Origin of the sequence: Yinghuangia soli (genome assembly GCF_021502675.1) — a bacterium.
GTDB classification, from domain to species: domain Bacteria; phylum Actinomycetota; class Actinomycetes; order Streptomycetales; family Streptomycetaceae; genus Yinghuangia; species Yinghuangia soli.
In genome coordinates, this window is the sequence record NZ_JAKFHA010000014.1 from 200,687 (window position 1) to 219,246 (window position 18,560).

The 18,560-nt window shown below is 69.3% G+C and carries 12 protein-coding genes and 1 tRNA gene; 2 read left to right on the plus strand and 11 right to left on the minus strand.

What is annotated here, in order from left to right:
* Window positions 1-125 precede the first annotated feature (125 nt).
* The 9 genes from LZ495_RS23455 to LZ495_RS23495 form a co-directional block, all read right to left on the minus strand.
* Window positions 126-4,019, minus strand: a complete 3,894-nt coding sequence (locus LZ495_RS23455; protein WP_235054818.1) for a DNA-directed RNA polymerase subunit beta' — start codon at window positions 4,017-4,019, stop codon at window positions 126-128.
* 150 nt (window positions 4,020-4,169) lie between these two features.
* Entirely contained in the window at window positions 4,170-7,655 is a 3,486-nt protein-coding gene (gene rpoB / locus LZ495_RS23460; RefSeq protein ID WP_235054819.1) for a DNA-directed RNA polymerase subunit beta, read from the minus strand.
* Window positions 7,656-8,735: 1,080 nt separating this feature from the next.
* A complete protein-coding gene (gene rplL / locus LZ495_RS23465) occupies window positions 8,736-9,119 on the minus strand; it encodes a 50S ribosomal protein L7/L12 (RefSeq protein ID WP_235054820.1) in 384 nt (127 codons plus the stop codon).
* Window positions 9,120-9,218: 99 nt separating this feature from the next.
* Window positions 9,219-9,797, minus strand: coding sequence for a 50S ribosomal protein L10 (rplJ, locus tag LZ495_RS23470; protein WP_235054821.1), 579 nt, complete (start codon window positions 9,795-9,797; stop codon window positions 9,219-9,221).
* A 451-nt stretch (window positions 9,798-10,248) separates the two neighbouring features.
* Window positions 10,249-10,980 carry a 50S ribosomal protein L1 gene (rplA, locus tag LZ495_RS23475; RefSeq protein WP_235054822.1) on the minus strand — a complete coding sequence of 244 codons (732 nt, stop codon included), beginning with the start codon at window positions 10,978-10,980 and terminating at the stop codon, window positions 10,249-10,251.
* Between the two features lie 116 nt (window positions 10,981-11,096).
* Window positions 11,097-11,528, minus strand: coding sequence for a 50S ribosomal protein L11 (rplK, locus tag LZ495_RS23480; RefSeq protein WP_235054823.1), 432 nt, complete (start codon window positions 11,526-11,528; stop codon window positions 11,097-11,099).
* Between the two features lie 234 nt (window positions 11,529-11,762).
* Window positions 11,763-12,563: a transcription termination/antitermination protein NusG gene (nusG, locus tag LZ495_RS23485; protein WP_235054824.1), complete on the minus strand. Its 801-nt coding sequence runs from the start codon at window positions 12,561-12,563 to the stop codon at window positions 11,763-11,765.
* Window positions 12,564-12,687: 124 nt separating this feature from the next.
* Window positions 12,688-13,014, minus strand: coding sequence for a preprotein translocase subunit SecE (gene secE / locus LZ495_RS44975; RefSeq protein WP_235054825.1), 327 nt, complete (start codon window positions 13,012-13,014; stop codon window positions 12,688-12,690).
* 120 nt (window positions 13,015-13,134) lie between these two features.
* Window positions 13,135-13,207 (minus strand) — tRNA-Trp (locus LZ495_RS23495).
* A gap of 326 nt (window positions 13,208-13,533) precedes the next feature.
* Between LZ495_RS23495 and LZ495_RS23500 the strand changes: the two genes are divergently transcribed.
* A complete protein-coding gene (locus tag LZ495_RS23500) occupies window positions 13,534-14,775 on the plus strand; it encodes a pyridoxal phosphate-dependent aminotransferase (RefSeq protein WP_235054826.1) in 1,242 nt (413 codons plus the stop codon).
* Window positions 14,776-14,946: 171 nt separating this feature from the next.
* Complete coding sequence (locus LZ495_RS23505) at window positions 14,947-15,969, plus strand: adenosine deaminase (RefSeq protein ID WP_235054827.1); 1,023 nt, start codon at window positions 14,947-14,949, stop codon at window positions 15,967-15,969.
* A 170-nt stretch (window positions 15,970-16,139) separates the two neighbouring features.
* On the opposite strand, the gene LZ495_RS23510 is transcribed toward LZ495_RS23505, so the two are convergent.
* Window positions 16,140-17,591: a DHA2 family efflux MFS transporter permease subunit gene (locus LZ495_RS23510; protein WP_235054828.1), complete on the minus strand. Its 1,452-nt coding sequence runs from the start codon at window positions 17,589-17,591 to the stop codon at window positions 16,140-16,142.
* Window positions 17,592-17,828: 237 nt separating this feature from the next.
* A complete protein-coding gene (locus tag LZ495_RS23515) occupies window positions 17,829-18,461 on the minus strand; it encodes a TetR/AcrR family transcriptional regulator (protein WP_235054829.1) in 633 nt (210 codons plus the stop codon).
* Between the last annotated feature and the right edge of the window lie 99 nt (window positions 18,462-18,560).

Genomic DNA, 18,560 nt, shown 5'->3' on the forward strand with positions numbered 1-18,560 from the left:
CTCGGTGCTTGCTGTCGCATCGGCGCGCACCCTACATCAGCGCCGTCCCGGCGGCGGAAAGCGGCAGGGCCGCCACCATGTCTCCATGATGGCGGCCCTGCGGTGCTGCGGTGCTGCTGCGGGACTCAGCCCTGGTATCCGCCGAAGTCGTACTCCTCCAGCGGGACGGCCTGGCCGGAGCCGGTGCCGAACGCCGAGTAGTCCGCCTCGTCGTACCCGGACATCGAGTACATCGCGGCCTTCGCCTCCTCGGTGGGCTCCACCCGGATGTTGCGGTAGCGGGGCATGCCCGTACCGGCCGGGATCAGCTTGCCGATGATGACGTTCTCCTTCAGGCCGAGCAGCGGGTCCGACTTGGCGTGGATCGCCGCGTCGGTGAGCACCCGGGTCGTCTCCTGGAAGGAGGCCGCCGACAGCCACGACTCGGTGGCCAGCGACGCCTTGGTGATACCCATCAGCTGCGGACGGCCGGAGGCGGGCTGGCCGCCCTCGGACACCACGCGGCGGTTCTCGCTCTCGAACCGGCCGCGCTCGACGAGCTCGCCCGGAAGCAGCTCGGCGTCGCCCGACTCGATGATCGTCACGCGGCGCAGCATCTGCCGGATGATGATCTCGATGTGCTTGTCGTGGATCGACACGCCCTGCGAGTTGTACACCTTCTGGACCTCGGCGACCAGGTGGACCTGGACCGCGCGCTGACCGAGGATGCGCAGCACGTCGTGCGGGTTGGTGGCGCCCAGCGTCAGCTTCTGGCCGACGGTGACGTGCTGTCCCTCTTCGACCATCAGCTTGACGCGCTTGGAGACGGCGTACGCCAGCTCCTCGGTACCGTCGTCCGGGACCACGACGACCTTGCGGGTCTTGTCGGTGTCCTCGATGCGGACCCGGCCGGCCGCCTCGCTGATCGGGGCCACACCCTTGGGGGTACGGGCCTCGAAGAGCTCGACGACACGCGGCAGACCCTGCGTGATGTCGTCACCCGCCACACCACCGGTGTGGAAGGTACGCATCGTCAGCTGGGTGCCGGGCTCACCGATGGACTGGGCGGCGATGATGCCGACCGCCTCGCCGATGTCGACCAGCTTGCCGGTGGCCAGCGAACGGCCGTAGCACATCGCGCAGGTGCCGACCTTGGACTCGCAGGTCAGCACGGAGCGGGTCTTCACCTGCTCGACGCCGTGGGCGACGAGCGCGTTGATGATGACGTCGCCCAGGTCGGCGCCGGCGGGGGCGACGACCTTGCCGTCCACCGTGACGTCCTCGGCCAGGCTGCGCGCGTACACGCTGGTCTCGACGTCGTTGGTCTTGCGCAGCACGCCGTCGGCGCCGCGGACCGCGATGTCGAGGGCCAGGCCGCGGTCGGTGCCGCAGTCTTCCTCGCGGATGATGACGTCCTGCGAGACGTCCACCAGACGACGGGTCAGGTAACCCGAGTCGGCGGTACGCAGGGCGGTGTCCGCGAGGCCCTTGCGGGCACCGTGCGTGGAGATGAAGTACTCCAGCACGGACAGACCCTCACGGAACGACGCCTTGATCGGCCGCGGGATGGTCTCGTTCTTCGCGTTCGACACCAGACCGCGCATACCCGCGATCTGACGCATCTGCATCATGTTTCCGCGCGCACCCGAGTCGACCATCATGAAGATGGGGTTCGTCTTCGGGAAGTTCGCGTTCATCGCCTCGGCGACCTCGTTGGTCGCCTTGGTCCAGATCTGGATCTGCTCCAGCGCACGCTCGGACTTCGTGATGAGGCCGCGCTCGTACTGCTTCTGGATCTTGTCGGCCTGCGCCTCGTAGCCCTCGAGGATCTGCGCCTTGTTCGGCGGCACCACGACGTCGGAGATCGACACCGTGACACCGGAACGGGTGGCCCAGTGGAAGCCCGCGGACTTGAGGTTGTCCAGGGTCGCGGCGACCTCGACCTTGGGGTAGCGCTCCGCGAGGTCGTTGACGATCGCGGAGAGCTGCTTCTTGCCGACCTCGGTGTCGATGAACGGGTAGTCCGACGGCAGCAGCTCGTTGAAGAGCGCGCGGCCGAGGGTGGTGTTCAGCCGCAGCGGCTGACCCGGCTCCCAGTTCAGACCCTCCGGACCGTTGTCCGGCGCGACCCAGCCGCGCGGCGGCACGGTGCCGGCCGGCAGGCGCAGGTCGATCTTCGCCTGCAGGTCCAGCTCGCGGGCGTCGAACGCCATGATCGCCTCGGCGACCGAGGAGAACGTCCGGCCCACGCCCTTCATGTCCTCGCGGTCCGAGGTCAGGAAGAAGAGGCCGAGCACCATGTCCTGGGTGGGCATGGTGACGGGACGGCCGTCGGCGGGCTTGAGGATGTTGTTCGAGGACAGCATCAGGATGCGGGCCTCGGCCTGGGCCTCCGCGGACAGCGGGAGGTGCACGGCCATCTGGTCGCCGTCGAAGTCCGCGTTGAACGCGGTGCAGACGAGCGGGTGGATCTGGATGGCCTTGCCCTCGACGAGCTGCGGCTCGAAGGCCTGGATGCCCAGGCGGTGCAGCGTCGGCGCACGGTTCAGGAGGACCGGGTGCTCGGCGATGACCTCTTCGAGGACGTCCCACACGACCGGGCGGGCACGCTCGACCATGCGCTTCGCCGACTTGATGTTCTGCGCGTGGTTCAGGTCGACCAGGCGCTTCATCACGAACGGCTTGAAGAGCTCCAGCGCCATCTGCTTGGGCAGACCGCACTGGTGCAGCTTGAGCTGCGGGCCGACGACGATGACCGAACGGCCGGAGTAGTCGACGCGCTTGCCGAGCAGGTTCTGGCGGAACCGGCCCTGCTTGCCCTTGAGCATGTCGGACAGCGACTTGAGCGGACGGTTGCCGGGGCCCGTGACCGGGCGGCCGCGGCGGCCGTTGTCGAACAGCGCGTCGACCGCTTCCTGCAGCATGCGCTTCTCGTTGTTCACGATGATCTCGGGCGCGCCGAGGTCGAGAAGCCGCTTCAGGCGGTTGTTGCGGTTGATGACGCGGCGGTACAGGTCGTTCAGGTCGGAGGTCGCGAAGCGGCCACCGTCCAGCTGCACCATCGGACGCAGGTCCGGCGGGATGACCGGGACGCAGTCCAGGACCATGCCGGTCGGGCTGTTGCGGGTCTGCAGGAACGCCGAGACGACCTTGAGGCGCTTGAGCGCCCGGGTCTTCTTCTGGCCCTTGCCGGTGCGGATGATCTCGCGGAGCTTCTCGGCCTCGGCCTCGAGGTCGAAGGACTCCAGGCGCTTCTGCAGCGCCTGGGCGCCCATCGAGCCCAGGAAGTAGGTGCCGAACCGGTCCCGCATCTCGCGGAACAGGATCTCGTCGCCCTCGAGGTCCTGGACCTTCAGGTTCTTGAACCGGGTCCAGACCTCTTCGAGGCGGTCGAGCTCGCGCTGGTTGCGGTCGCGCAGCTGCTTCATCTCGCGCTCGGCGCCCTCGCGCACCTTGCGGCGCACGTCGGACTTGGCGCCCTCGGCCTCGAGCTCGGCCAGGTCGGCCTCGAGCTTCTTCTGGCGCTCCTCGACGGAGGCGTCGCGGCGCTGCTCGATCTGCTGGCGCTCGACCGAGATCTTGGCCTCGAGCGAGGGCAGGTCGCGCTGGCGGCGCTCGTCGTCGACGTACGTGATCATGTACGCCGCGAAGTAGATGACCTTCTCGAGGTCCTTGGGAGCCAGGTCGAGCAGGTAGCCCAGCCGGCTCGGGACACCCTTGAAGTACCAGATGTGGGTGACCGGCGCGGCAAGCTCGATGTGGCCCATCCGCTCACGACGCACCTTGGCGCGAGTGACCTCGACGCCGCAGCGCTCGCAGATGATGCCCTTGAAGCGGACGCGCTTGTACTTGCCGCAGTAGCACTCCCAGTCCCGGGTCGGACCGAAGATCTTCTCGCAGAAGAGCCCGTCCTTTTCCGGCTTCAGGGTGCGGTAGTTGATGGTCTCGGGCTTCTTGACCTCGCCGTGGGACCAGGTGCGGATGTCGTCGGCGGTGGCGAGGCCGATACGCAGCTCGTCGAAGAAGTTGACGTCGAGCACTGTTTCGTCAATCCCTCTTTCGGGGTTTGGTCCCGGCGGTGGCGGCTGGGGTAGGCCGCCGTGCCGGGGGTGTCTTCATCAGGTCTGTGGTCCGGGGTCCCCGGCACCTGGCCGCCGTACTAGGGCGGTGGCCAGGTGCCGGGCCGGACATCAGACCTCTTCGACGCTGCTCGGCTCGCGCCGGGACAGGTCGATACCGAGCTCCTCCGCCGCGCGGAAGACGTCCTCGTCGGTGTCGCGCATCTCGATCGACATGCCGTCGCTCGAGAGGACCTCGACGTTGAGGCAGAGCGACTGCATCTCCTTGATGAGCACCTTGAAGGACTCGGGGATGCCAGGCTCCGGGATGTTCTCGCCCTTGACGATGGCCTCGTAGACCTTCACGCGGCCGAGCACGTCGTCGGACTTGATGGTCAGCAGCTCCTGGAGGGCGTAGGCGGCGCCGTACGCCTCGAGCGCCCACACCTCCATCTCACCGAAGCGCTGGCCACCGAACTGCGCCTTACCACCCAGCGGCTGCTGCGTGATCATCGAGTACGGGCCGGTCGAACGGGCGTGCAGCTTGTCGTCGACCAGGTGGTGCAGCTTCAGGATGTACATGTAGCCGACCGAGATCGGGTGCGGGAACGGCTCGCCGGAGCGGCCGTCGAACAGCCGCGCCTTGCCGGACCCGTCGATCATCCGGACGCCGTCGCGGTTCGGGATCGTCGAGTCGAGCAGACCCGTGATCTCCTCCTCGCGCGCGCCGTCGAAGACCGGGGTGGCGACGTTGGTGCCGGGGTCGGCCGCGTCGGCGCCGATGGCGCGCAGGCGGCCCTTCCAGTCCTCGTCGTCGCCCTCGACGGTCCAGCCGCGGCTGGCGACCCAGCCGAGGTGGGTCTCGAGGACCTGGCCCGGGTTCATGCGGGACGGCACACCGAGCGGGTTGAGGATGATGTCGACCGGGGTGCCGTCCTCCAGGAACGGCATGTCCTCGACCGGCAGGATCTTCGCGATGACGCCCTTGTTGCCGTGCCGGCCGGCGAGCTTGTCGCCGTCGGTGATCTTGCGCTTCTGCGCGACGTAGACGCGGACCAGCTGGTTCACGCCCGGGGGCAGCTCGTCGCCGGCCTCGCGGTCGAAGACCCGGACGCCGATGACCTTGCCCTGCTCGCCGTGCGGCACCTTCAGCGAGGTGTCGCGGACCTCGCGCGCCTTCTCGCCGAAGATCGCGCGGAGCAGGCGCTCCTCGGGGGTGAGCTCGGTCTCGCCCTTGGGCGTGACCTTGCCGACCAGGATGTCGCCGGGCACGACGTCCGCACCGATGCGGATGATGCCGCGCTCGTCGAGGTCGGCCAGCACCTCTTCGGAGACGTTCGGGATGTCCCGGGTGATCTCCTCGGGGCCCAGCTTGGTGTCGCGGGCGTCGACCTCGTGCTCCTCGATGTGGATCGAGGAGAGGACGTCGTCCTGCACGAGGCGCTGCGACAGGATGATCGCGTCCTCGTAGTTGTGGCCTTCCCACGGCATGAACGCCACGAGGAGGTTCTTGCCGAGGGCCATCTCGCCCTCGTCGGTGCAGGGGCCGTCGGCGAGGACCTGGCCGGCCTCGACGCGGGCGCCCTCGTCGACGATGACCTTCTGGTTGAAGCTCGTGCCCTGGTTGGAGCGCATGAACTTCTGCACGCGGTAGGTCGTGTAGGTGCCGTCGTCGTTCATGACGGTGACGTAGTCCGCGGACACGTCGGTGACGACGCCGTCCTTCTCGGCCGAGATGACGTCCGCCGCGTCGACCGCCGCGCGGTACTCCATGCCGGTGCCGACCAGCGGCGACTCGGCCTTCAGGAGCGGCACGGCCTGGCGCATCATGTTCGAGCCCATGAGCGCGCGGTTGGCGTCGTCGTGCTCGAGGAACGGGATCATCGCGGTCGCGACCGACACCATCTGGCGCGGCGAGACGTCCATGTAGTCGATCTCGTCGCCGGGCAGGTAGTCGATCTCGCCGCCGCGGCGCCGGACGAGCGCGCGGGCCTCGGCGAACGTGTTGTCCGCGTTCAGCGGCGCGTTCGCCTGGGCGATGACGAAGCGGTCCTCTTCGTCCGCGGTCAGGTAGTCGACGTCGTCGGTGACGACGCCCTCGACGACCTTGCGGTACGGGGTCTCGACGAAGCCGAACGCGTTGACCCGGCCGTAGGAGGCGAGCGAGCCGATCAGACCGATGTTCGGGCCTTCGGGCGTCTCGATCGGGCACATGCGGCCGTAGTGCGACGGGTGCACGTCGCGGACCTCGAAGCCGGCCCGCTCACGGGACAGACCGCCGGGGCCCAGCGCGGACAGACGGCGCTTGTGGGTCAGGCCCGACAGCGGGTTCGTCTGGTCCATGAACTGCGACAGCTGGCTGGTGCCGAAGAACTCCTTGATGGAGGCGACGACCGGCCGGATGTTGATCAGGGTCTGCGGCGTGATCGCCTCGACGTCCTGGGTGGTCATGCGCTCGCGGACGACGCGCTCCATGCGCGCGAGGCCGGTGCGGACCTGGTTCTGGATCAGCTCGCCGACGTTGCGCAGGCGGCGGTTGCCGAAGTGGTCGATGTCGTCCGCCTCGACGACGAGCTCCTGGCCGCCCAGGCCGGTCATCTCGGTCTCGGAGGCATGCAGCTTGACCAGGTACTTGATGGTCGCGATGACGTCCTCGACGGTGAGGGTCCCCGCGTCCAGCGGGCGCTCGACGCCCAGCTTCTTGTTGATCTTGTACCGGCCGACCTTGGCCAGGTCGTAGCGCTTCGGGTTGAAGTACAGGTTCTCCAGAAGCGTCTGCGCGGCCTCGCGGGTCGGCGGCTCTCCCGGACGCAGCTTGCGGTAGATGTCGAGCAGCGCGTCGTCCTGGCCCTGGGTGTGGTCCTTCTCCAGGGTCTGGCGCATCGACTCGTACTCGCCGAACTCCTCGAGGATCTGCGAGTCGGTCCAGCCGAGCGCCTTCAGCAGCACCGTGACCGACTGCTTGCGCTTGCGGTCGATACGGACGCCGACGGTGTCGCGCTTGTCGATCTCCAGCTCGAGCCAGGCACCCCGGGACGGGATGACCTTCGCACTGAAGATGTCCTTGTCGGACGTCTTGTCGATCTGCTTGTCGAAGTAGACGCCGGGCGAGCGCACGAGCTGCGACACCACGACACGCTCGGTGCCGTTGATGATGAACGTGCCCTTGTTGGTCATGAGCGGGAAGTCGCCCATGAAGACCGTCTGGCTCTTGATCTCGCCGGTCTCGTTGTTGGTGAACTCCGCCGTGACGAAGAGCGGCGCGGAGTACGTGAAGTCGCGCTCCTTGCACTCCTCGATCGAGTTCTTCGGCGGCTCGAAGCGGTGGTCGCGGAACGTGAGCGACATCGACCCGGAGAAGTCCTCGATCGGGGAGATCTCCTCGAAGATCTCCTCGAGGCCGGACTTGGTGGGGACGTCTGCTCCCGACGCGAGCGCGTCCTCGACCCGGGCCTTCCAAACGCTGTTGCCGAGCAGCCAGTCGAAGCTCTCGGTTTGCAGCGCGAGAAGGTTCGGTACCTCAAGAGGCTCGCGGATCTTTGCGAAGGAGATGCGGAGCGGGGCGGTACTGGCGGCGCCGGGGTTCGTAGCGTTCGTGGCGTTGCGCGAGGCGGCCAAGAGGGGTCCTTCCGAGGGCTCGGACTCACTGTGCGCATGCCGGACAGCCTCGGTGGGAGTACCGCGGACGGGTCAACAGGCAGCGCAAAGGGTCAGTGTAGCCACACGGCACACCGCTGTCCAGCGCCTGGAACGGGCGCTCGCCATCTCGGGGGCTTCTGCCACCCGGCAAGTGCTCTTCGGGACGCGTCCGAAGAATTGCGCGCCGCGTCCGGTTCGTCAAGAGGCGGCGACGTGGGCACCACTCTTGCACAGCCGACCGACAGCCGGGCGCACGCTGGGCGGCGCGTTGCAAAACGGCCGGAATCCGCTATGCATGCGCAGGTCACGGCCCTGCGCGCGGTACTGGGCCGGGGTCCGGGCCGGTGCGGGAACGGGCCGAGGGGCGGTTGTCGGACACCCGCCTGGGTGCCGCCGCACGGGTGTGCGGACGCCGTTTTCGGGGGGTGCGGAGCGGTGTGGCAGATGCCACAGCGTGGCGGAAGAATCACTCGGGAGAGTGAAGCCGAAATGGTGAAGCGGGGGTGTCCCGGGTGTGTCTCGGGTGTGCCTCGGGTGTGTGGGTCATGTGCTTGTCGGAGTGGCGGAACGCACGTCGGCGGGGCCGGCCGCGGGTGCTGCGGGAGGTGCCCCCGGCGACGTGTACGGCGGCCTCGGAACCGCGGATTCCGGTCGGTCGGGCCCGGCGGGATTGGCAGGCATGCCGAGGTGGGTAAGACCGGATGGGGTCGGTGGGAGCCGCGAGGTCGCAGGGTCGCAGAGTTTCGCAGGGTGGAGGACGCAGGGGACGGGCGCTTGGGGCGGGTGGTGGGAGTCGCCTGCCGCAGGACGGGCGCCGGAGGCCGGTGTGGGAGTGCCGGCCGGCGGGACATGAGGGGCGGGAGTCGCAGAGCGGGATCGGCAGCGTACCGGCGGTCAGGGCGGCCGTACGCGGGCTGGGCGGGACGCAGGGCCCATGAGGGCGGGGCCGGGCCGGGCCCGGCGGTGCGCGGGCCGGAAAAGCCGTCAGGCGGCCGCCCCCGTGGGGACGACCGCCTGACGCGGTGAAGCAGGTGAAGCAGAAGTCAGTAAGTGCGGGACTTACTTGACCGAGACGGTGGCGCCGGCACCCTCGAGGGCGGCCTTCGCCTTGTCCGCGGCCTCCTGGTTGACACCCTCGAGCAGCGGCTTCGGGGCGCCGTCGACCAGGTCCTTGGCTTCCTTCAGGCCCAGGTTCGTGAGGGCACGAACCTCCTTGATGACCTGGATCTTCTTGTCGCCGGCCGACTCGAGGATGACGTCGAACGAGTCCTTGGTCTCGACCTCGGCCTCGGCGGCGGCCGGGCCGGCCGCGGCGACGACGGCGGCCGGGGCGGCAGCCTTGACGTCGAAGGTCTCCTCGAAGAGCTTCACCAGGTCGGAGAGCTCGATGAGGGTCATTTCCTTGAACGCCTCGATGAGCTCGTCGTTGCTGAGCTTCGCCATGGTGGCGGTCCTTCCTAGTCTGTTCGGCAGGTGCCGGGTGGTGTGAGTGGCGGGGGCAGGGCCCCCGGCGACCGGAGTCGCGAGGTGCTGCGGACCGAGTTACTCGGCCGCGGCCTCCTCGGCGGCCTCGGCGGCGGGAGCCGGCTCGCCGGCACCGCCCTGCTCGGCCTCGAGCTTGACCCGGAGGGCTTCCGCAGTGCGGACGAACTCCGTGAGCGGGGCCTGGAAGGTCGCGGCGGCCTTGGCCATCGACGCCTTCATGGCACCCGCCAGCTTGGCGAGCAGCACCTCGCGGGACTCGAGGTCCGCGAGCTTCTTGATCTCGTCAGCGCTGAGGGCCTTGCCCTCGAGGACACCGCCCTTGATGACGAGAAGGGGGTTCGCCTTGGCGAAGTCACGCAGGCTCTTGGCCGCCTCGACCGGGTCGCCGGAGACGAAGGCCACGGCGGACGGACCCACAAGGAGGTCGTCCAGCTCGGTGATGCCCGCCTCGTTGGCAGCGATCTTGGTGAGCGTGTTCTTCACCACGGCGTACTCTGCGTTCTCACCGAGGGAACGGCGGAGCTCCTTGAGCTTCGCCACGGTGAGCCCGCGGTACTCGGTCAGCACGGCAGCGTTCGAGCCGCGGAACTTGTCCGCAAGCTCGGCAACGCCGGCTGCCTTGTCGGGCCTCGCCATGGGACGGGCCTCCTTCCGCGTGTGAATCGACGATCGGTCGGGGACCGACCGGATGCCTGGACGACCACCGGCGGGGCAACGGGCCCGGACAAACGAAAACGCCCCGGCGTAGGCGCACGGGGCGGAAACTGCCTGCTCACGAAGAGCGGGCGGGAACCTCACTGGCACCTGCGCAGGTCGTCCGCTGTGTGTCGCGGAGCCTTCGGGCACTTACGTTGTCGGGTGAACGACACGCTTGCGCCGACCGGCGGTCTTTGGCTTCGGTCCAAGGTACGACACGCATGGCGTATCCGCCAAATCCGTGCGGCCAAGTCCCTTCGGCCGGGCCCCTGGTCGCCGGATCCGTCGCCCGGCGGGAACGGCCGTGGCCCGTACACCCCTGGGAAGGGGCGTACGGGCCACGGGAGTTCGCTGCCTGGCAGCGTCCGATCGGGCTCCGGGGAGCGGCGGATCAGACGGCGGCCGGGTCCTCCTCGACGAGGAGGTTGCGGGTGCGGTTCGGGTCGACCGGGATGCCGGGGCCCATGGTCGTCGTGAAGGCGACCTTCTTGACGTAGCGGCCCTTGGCGGCGGACGGCTTGACACGCAGGACCTCGTCCAGCGCGGCACCGTAGTTCTCGATCAGCTGCTCGTCGGTGAACGAGGTCTTGCCGATGATGAAGTGCAGGTTCGAGTGCTTGTCGACGCGGAACTCGATCTTGCCGCCCTTGATCTCGTTCACGGCCTTGGCCACGTCCGGGGTCACGGTGCCGGTCTTCGGGTTCGGCATGAGGCCACGCGGACCGAGCACGCGGCCGAGGCGGCCGACCTTGCCCATGAGGTCCGGGGTGGCGACGACCGAGTCGATCTCGTTGAGCAGGTTGCCCTTGAGGATCTCGTCGATCAGTTCGTCGGAGCCGACGATGTCGGCGCCCGCAGCCTTGGCAGCCTCGGCACGCTCACCGGTCGCGAAGACCAGGACCCGGGCGGTCTTGCCGGTGCCGTGCGGGAGGATGACGGTGCTGCGGACCATCTGGTCGGCCTTGCGCGGGTCGACACCCAGGCGCAGGGCGACCTCGACGGTCGCGTCGAACTTGGTCTTCGAGGTGGCCTTGGCCAGGCGGACGGCCTCGAGCGGGGCGTACAGCCGCTCCTTGTCCACCTGGGCCGCACCCTCGCGGTACGTCTTGCTGCGCTGCGTCACTTCTGCTCCTGAAAGTACGGAAGGAGTCGTGGTGGGATCGGGCCGACGCACGGCCCTGCCACGGGATTGCCAGGGGCCCGGACTCGGGACGAGTCAGCGGGCGGGGGTGCTGGTGCTCAGCCCTCGACCGTGATGCCCATGGAGCGGGCGGTGCCGGCGATGATCTTCTCGGCGGCGTCGAGGTCGTTCGCGTTGAGGTCCGCCATCTTGGTCTCGGCGATGCCGCGGACCTGGTCGCGGGTGATCTTGGCGACCTTGGTCTTGTGGGGCTCGCCCGAGCCCTTCTCGACACCGGCGGCCTTGAGGATCAGGCGCGCGGCCGGCGGCGTCTTCGTGACGAAGGTGAAGGAGCGGTCTTCGTAGACCGAGATCTCCACCGGCACGATGTCGCCACGCTGCGACTCGGTCGCCGCGTTGTAGGCCTTGCAGAACTCCATGATGTTGACGCCGTGCTGGCCCAGCGCCGGACCGACCGGCGGGGCCGGGGTGGCGGCGCCGGCCTTGATCTGCAGCTTGATGATCGCTGCAAGCTTCTTCTTGGGAGGCATGTTTCCGGGTCCTTCGACGAGATGTACTCACCTGTCGCCGCACGGTACGCACGGCTCCGCAGGAGACCTGCGAGGCCGATTCGTGCGACGTGTAGCGCCATGTGCCGCCGTCCCTCTCGGGGGGCAGACGCGGCGTGGCGCCCCCACAACGATAACCACCGTTGCGAAGGCGCCCTAATCCGCTCCCCGGGGCGGCGTCGCCGCCCCGGGTCTCGGAAGCCTGTGGGGTGCTGCTCAGTTCTTCTGGATCTGGTTGAACGAGAGCTCGACCGGGGTCTCCCGGCCGAAGATCTCGACCAGGCCCTTGACCTTCTGCGAGTCCGGGTTGATCTCGTTGATCGTGGCCTGCAGGGTCGCGAACGGGCCGTCGATGACGGTGACCGAGTCGCCGACCTCGAAGTCGAGGACCTTGACCTCGGCGGGCGCCTTGGCGGTGCCGCCGCCGGCCGCGGCCTGCTCCTCCTCGGGGGCGAGGATCTTGGCGACCTCGTCGAGGGTGAGCGGGAAGGGCTCGTGGGCGTTGCCGACGAAGCCGGTGACGCCGGGGGTGTTGCGGACCGCGCCCCAGGACTCGTTGGTCAGGTCCATGCGGACCAGCACGTATCCGGGGAACTTGTTGCGCTTGACGGTCTTGCGCTGACCGTTCTTGATCTCGACGACCTCTTCCATCGGCACCTCGACCTGGAAGATGTACTCCTCCATGTTGAGGGAGGTCGTGCGGGATTCGAGGTTGGCCTTCACGCGGTTCTCGTAGCCCGCGTACGAGTGGATGACGTACCACTCGCCGGGCGCCCGGCGCAGGGCGTCGCGGAACTCCTCGAGGGTGTCCACCGACTCGGCCGGGGCAGCGGCCGGCTCGGCCTCGTCGTCGGCAGCCTCGTCGCTGTCGGCAGCCTCGTCGACCTCGTCGCCGTCGTACGCCTCGTCGGCGGTGTCGGCGGCGGCCACGTCGGAGGCTTCCTCAGCCTGCTCCGACACGGCGCCCGTCTCCTCGACGGCCTCGTCCTCGTCGGGGAACAGGTTCGGGTCTGACACGGTGGCTGCTTCTTCCTGAATGGGGATCAATCGGTTGGGCCCGGCGGTGCACCGGCACGGCGCGACCCGGCAGGGCCCGGGGCACGGCGGCCCCGGACACCACATTAACCGGCAGGGAGCCGGATCAGCCGAAGATTTCCAGCGCCGCCCGGGCAAAGCCGAGGTCGAGCGTGTAGACGATGCCGATGATGATCAGGCAGAACACGATCACCACGGTCGTGTACGTGACGAGCTCGTTGCGCGTGGGCCAGACGACCTTGCGGAGTTCCGCGATGATCTGCCGGTAGAACAGCGCGAGGCGCGCGAAGATGCTCTTCTTCTTCGGCTCGGGCTTCTCGGCCTCGGCCCTGCGTCCCTTGCGGTTCCTGCCGCCGGGAGGGGTCTCGTCCACGCCGAGCTCGTCCGAGCGCTCATCCTCGGGCGTGGCAGTGGAGCCGTGGGCCTCCGTCACTCGTCCTCACCTGGATCCGGTCTGACTGGATCACCGACGGTGTCGTCGGCGCTGATTGACTGGCGCTGACTGCATGCGGACCCCGCGGGATCCACTGATCCGCATCGGGGTCGCACATCGCAGGGCACGAGGGACTTGAACCCCCAACCCCCGGTTTTGGAGACCGGTGCTCTGCCAATTGAGCTAGTGCCCTTCAAGTGGTCTCAAACCTAGCCGACGCACCGGCCTGGAACCATCGGGTTTCCGGGCAGGACGGCGAGCAGGTTTGATCCGCCAGTCGATGAGTGTACGGGTTGCGCGTCGCCAGGTCGAACCCGTCGCCGCGGACGGGCACTCGTCCGCCGCAGTGCAGGTACCGGACAGGTGGCGGACAACTGCCGTCGCAGAGCAGTGCAGGAGGGGTGCAAGTGCGGTCGCGGACGGCCGGGACACGGTCGCCCGGGGTCGGGTGCACTCGTCCGCGTTCATATCGCGAAACCGGCGTGCCCGGCCCTGCGGGGCAGTGGGACCATGGGCGGCATGACCGCTGCTTCCTCCAGCCCCCAGTCCAGCTCCCCCACCGAGCGCCGCGTCTCCGCGCGCATCGGCGCGATCGCCGAGTCCGCGACTCTCGCGGTCGACGCCAAGGCCAAGGCCCTCAAGGCGGCCGGCCGCCCGGTCATCGGCTTCGGCGCCGGGGAACCCGATTTCCCGACGCCGCCGTACATCGTGGACGCCGCGGTGGCCGCGTGCCACGACCCGAAGTTCCACCGCTACACGCCGGCCGGGGGGCTGCCGGAGCTGAAGGCGGCGATCGCCGAGAAGACGCTGCGCGACTCGGGCCTGACCGTGGACCCGGCGCAGGTGCTCGTCACCAACGGCGGCAAGCAGGCGATCTACGAGGCCTTCGCGGCCATCCTGGACCCGGGCGACGAGGTCATCGTGCCGGCGCCGTACTGGACCACCTACCCCGAGTCGATCAAGCTCGCGGGCGGTGTGCCGGTCGAGGTCGTGGCCGACGAGACCACCGGTTACCTGGTGTCCGTCGAGCAGCTCGAGGCGGCCCGTACGCCGAACACCAAGGTGCTGCTGTTCGTCTCGCCGTCGAACCCGACCGGTGCGGTCTACACGCGCGCGCAGGTCGAGGAGATCGGCCGCTGGGCCGCCGAGCACGGCCTGTGGGTGCTGACCGACGAGATCTACGAGCACCTGGTGTACGACGACGCGGAGTTCGTGTCGATGCCGACGGTGGTCCCGGAGCTCCTCGACAAGACGATCATCGTCAACGGTGTGGCGAAGACGTATGCGATGACGGGCTGGCGCGTCGGGTGGGTCATCGGCCCGAAGGACGTCATCAAGGCGGCCGCGAACCTGCAGTCGCACGCCACCTCGAACGTGTGCAACGTGGCGCAGGCGGCGGCGCTGGCCGCGGTGTCCGGCGACCTGTCGGCGGTGGACGAGATGAAGGTGGCGTTCGACCGCCGCCGCCGGACCATCGTGCGGATGCTGAACGAGATCCCGGGCGTGGAGTGCCCCGAGCCGAAGGGCGCGTTCTACGCGTACCCGTCGGTCAAGGGCGTGATCGGCAAGGAGATCCGCAGCCGCGTGCCGCAGAGCTCGGCCGAGCTGGCCAGCCTGATCCTGGACGAGGTCGAGGTCGCGGTGGTCCCGGGCGAGGCCTTCGGCACGCCGGGCTACCTGCGGCTCTCGTACGCGCTGGGCGACGACGACCTGGTGGAGGGCGTCTCGCGGATCGCGAAGCTGCTGGGCGAAGCGAAGTAGCGAAGCAGCGGCGTGGCTGTGCGGTTGCGCAGCTGAGCAGTGGCCTTGCGGTGGCCCGGTCCGGATCCTCCGGACCGGGCCACCGGCGTTTCCGGGGTACGGCGTCATCCGGACGGGGCAAAGTGCGCGGAGTTCGCCCGGGCGGGCCGCAGGTGGGCCATGATCGGGGAGATGGATCACCCCGTCCGCGATGTGCGCGCGCTTCCGAAGGCCCACCTGCACCTGCACTTCACCGGTTCGATGCGGACCTCGACGCTGCTCGAGCTCGCCGACCGGTACCGCGTCCACTTGCCGTCGGCGCTGACCTCGGGCACTCCCCCGCGGCTGCGGGCCACCGACGAGCGCGGCTGGTTCCGGTTCCAACGGCTGTACGACATCGCGCGTTCGTGCGTGCGCAGCGAGGACGACGTGCGGCGGCTGGTGCGCGAGGCCGCCGAGGACGACGCCGCGGAGGGCTCGGGCTGGCTGGAGATCCAGGTCGACCCGACGTCCTACGCGCCCCGGCTGGGCGGGCTGACGCCGGCCGTCGAGATCATCCTGGACGCGGTCGACGAGGCCGAGCGCGACACGGGTGTGGGCATCGCGGTGGTCATCGCCGCAAACCGCACGAAGCACCAGCTCGAAGCCCGCACGCTGGCCCGGCTCGCGGCCCGGTACGCCGGCGGCCGGGTCGTCGGCTTCGGCCTGTCGAACGACGAACGGCGGGGGCGGGCGCTCGAGTTCGAGCGGGCTTTCGCGATCGCGCGGCGGTCCGGGCTGTTCGCGAACCCGCACGGCGGGGAGCTCGACGGTCCGCGCAGCGTCCGGGAGTGCGTGGATGTGCTGGGTGCGCGGCGGCTCGGGCACGGCGTGCGGGCGGCGGAGGATCCGCTGCTCATGGCCGAACTGGCACGGCGCGGCGTGGTGTGCGAGGTGTGTCCGGCGTCGAACGTCGCCCTGGGGGTCTACGACCGGGCGGCGGACGTACCGCTGCGGAGGTTGTTCGAGGCGGGCGTGCCGATCGCGCTGGGGGCGGACGACCCGCTGCTGTTCGGGTCGCGGCTGGCCGCGCAGTACGAGATCGCGCGGACCGAGCACGCCTTCGGCGATGCCGAACTGGCGGAGCTGGCCCGGCAGTCGATCCGCGGGTCGACGGCGCCGGACGGGGTGCGGGAGAAGCTTCTCGCCGGTGTGGACGCCTGGCTGGCGAATTGACCGATGCGGGCAGAGGGCCGGTGCGGCGCCGAGAGCAGCGTGGGGATTCCCACGGTGGTCGGGTGCGCGTCCGTCCGCCCCTGGAGCGCAGTCGCCCGCGGGCGCGGCCTCCGGAGAGGGCGCGCCCGCGGGCGTGATGTTGTCATGGTCGGCGGTGGTGCCGCCGGGGGTCAGACTCCGGCCGGGACCTTCTGGACGGGGGCGCCCATCGCCGAGTCCGGGGCGGCCTCGGTGCGGCCGCGCGGGATCAGCGCGGCGGTGACCGAGCCGATGCCGGCGAGGCCGACGCCGACCCACAGGGCCGGGATGAGGCCGTCGACGAACTGCTGCGACGAGGTGAAGCCGCCGTTGGCCGTGAAGACCGAGGCGAGGACCGCGACGCCGAGGACGCCGCCGAGCTCGCGCATCGCGTTGTTCGCGCCGGACGCGACGCCCTGCTGGTCGGCGCGGACCACCGACATCAGCAGGCTGGCGGTCGGGATGAAGTACAGCGACATGCCCAGGCCGCTCAGGATCAGTGCGGGGATCTGCTCGGCGTAGGTGACGTCGGGCGAGGCGGTCAGGGCGAACCAGGCCAGGCCTGCCGCGCTCAGCGCGAGGCCGGCGACGACCAGCGGGCGGCCGCCGATCCGGGCGGCCAGCGGGCCGGCCAGCGGGGCGATGATGACCGGCATCATCGTCCAGGGCAGGATCCGCAGGCCGGCGCCGAGCGGCGAGTAGCCCTGCACACCCTGGAAGTACTGGGTGAGCAGGAAGATCGAACCGAAGACGCCCGCGAACATGAGCAGCCCGGAGAAGGTCAGGGCGGTGAAGGCGCGGTTGCGGAACATGGTCATCGGGAGCATCGGCTGCGCGGCGCGGCGCTCGTACGCGACGAATGCGGCGATCAGGACGGCACCGGCGGCGATCGGCGCGACCACGCCGGTGCTGGACCAGCCGTGGCTCTCGCCGCGGACCAGGCCGAAGACCAGGCCGAGCATGCCGAGGCTGACCAGGATGGTGCCGATCAGGTCGAGGCGGCTGTTGGGGCCGTGGCTCTCGTCCACCTTGGTCAGCGTGAGCGGGACCAGGATCAGGCCGAGCGGGACGTTCAGCCAGAAGATCCACTGCCACGAGCCGCCTTCGACGACGGCCCCGCCGACGAGCGGGCCGAGCGCGACCGCGAGGCCGTTGATGCCGCCCCACAGGCCGAGCGCCATCGGGCGCTTCTCGGGGGCGACCGCCCGGGTCAGGATGGTCAGCGAGATCGGGAGGATCGCGGCGGCCCCGGCGCCCTGGATGGCGCGGGCGGCGATCAGGGTCTCGGAGTTCGGGGCGATCGCGGCGAGGGCCGACGCGACGGTGAAGATGCCGATGCCGAACGCGAAGACGCGGCGGCGGCCGAACCGGTCGCCCAGCGCGGCGCCCAGCATGAGCAGGACGGCGAAGCTGAGCGTGTAGGCGTTCACCGTCCATTCGAGTTCGGATATCCCGGCATCGAGGTCGTCGCGGATGGACGGCAGGGCGGTGGTGACGACGAGGTTGTCGAGCGAGGCCATGAAGAGGGCGAAGCTCGAGGCGAGGAAGGTCCACAGGACCGTGCGCGATCCGGTGGCGGGGCGGGCCTGCTGCTGCTGACTCATGAGGGTCCCTTGAGGTTATGGGGGTGCCGTGGCGGTCGTGGGGAACGAGCAGGTAAAGAAGTGATTGCTTACTAACTTTTGGCTGCGCATTTAGTTATCGATGACTAACTTTGCCGGACGGAGTCCTCCCCCGGACGCGGCTCGGGGCCGCGCGGGGTGGACGGGGGGTGGACAGGTGGGGCAGGTCGTCCGGCAGGTGTTTCGGGGCGGGGCTGTGTCGAGGCGGGGACTGGGCGCTCAGTGCGGCCAGGGCCGGCGACCCTCGTACTCCCCGTAGCGCTCGGGGTCCGCGCAGAGTTCGCAGCTGAGCAGCTTGCCGTCCGCGGACAGCGTGTCGCCGAAGTACCGCTCGCGCGGCAGGTCGAGCGACGCGACGACATTGCACAGCATGCCGCGTGCGAAGAAGTTGGTGAGGTCCTCGGCGTCGCCGCCGGTGATCTCGCGGACCAGCGAGTCGAGCCGGTCCCAGTACGCGCGGATCTCGGGTCGGAGATCGGGGTCCTCGGCCGCGACGTAGGCCTGCAGCTGGATGCGCAGCAGTTCGGAGTCGTTGTCGAGGAAGTCCTGGTAGGCGTGCGCCATCGCATGCATCGCCGGGTATCCGGTGAGGCCTTCGGTGGCGCGGCGGAAGCGCTCCTCGACCCGGCCGAAGCCGTAGTCGACCGTGGCGAGGAAGAGCGCCTTCTTGTCGTCGAACAGGCGGAACAGGTACGGCTGCGAGACGCCGACGCGCTTCGCGATCGCCGCGGTGGACGTGCCGTTCAGACCGCCTTTGGCGAACTCGGCGACGGCGGCCCGGATGACTGCGGCGCGACGCTCGTCGGCGCTCATTCGGACGGTGCCGGCTGCGGGGTTCGTGGGGGCTGCCATGTGAAGTAAGTTATTACTCAATAACTAGCGCGTCAAGTCCCTTCCGCAGAGGAATGCGGAGGGGGCGGAGCGGGGGCGGGGCGGGTGCGGGGCGGGTGC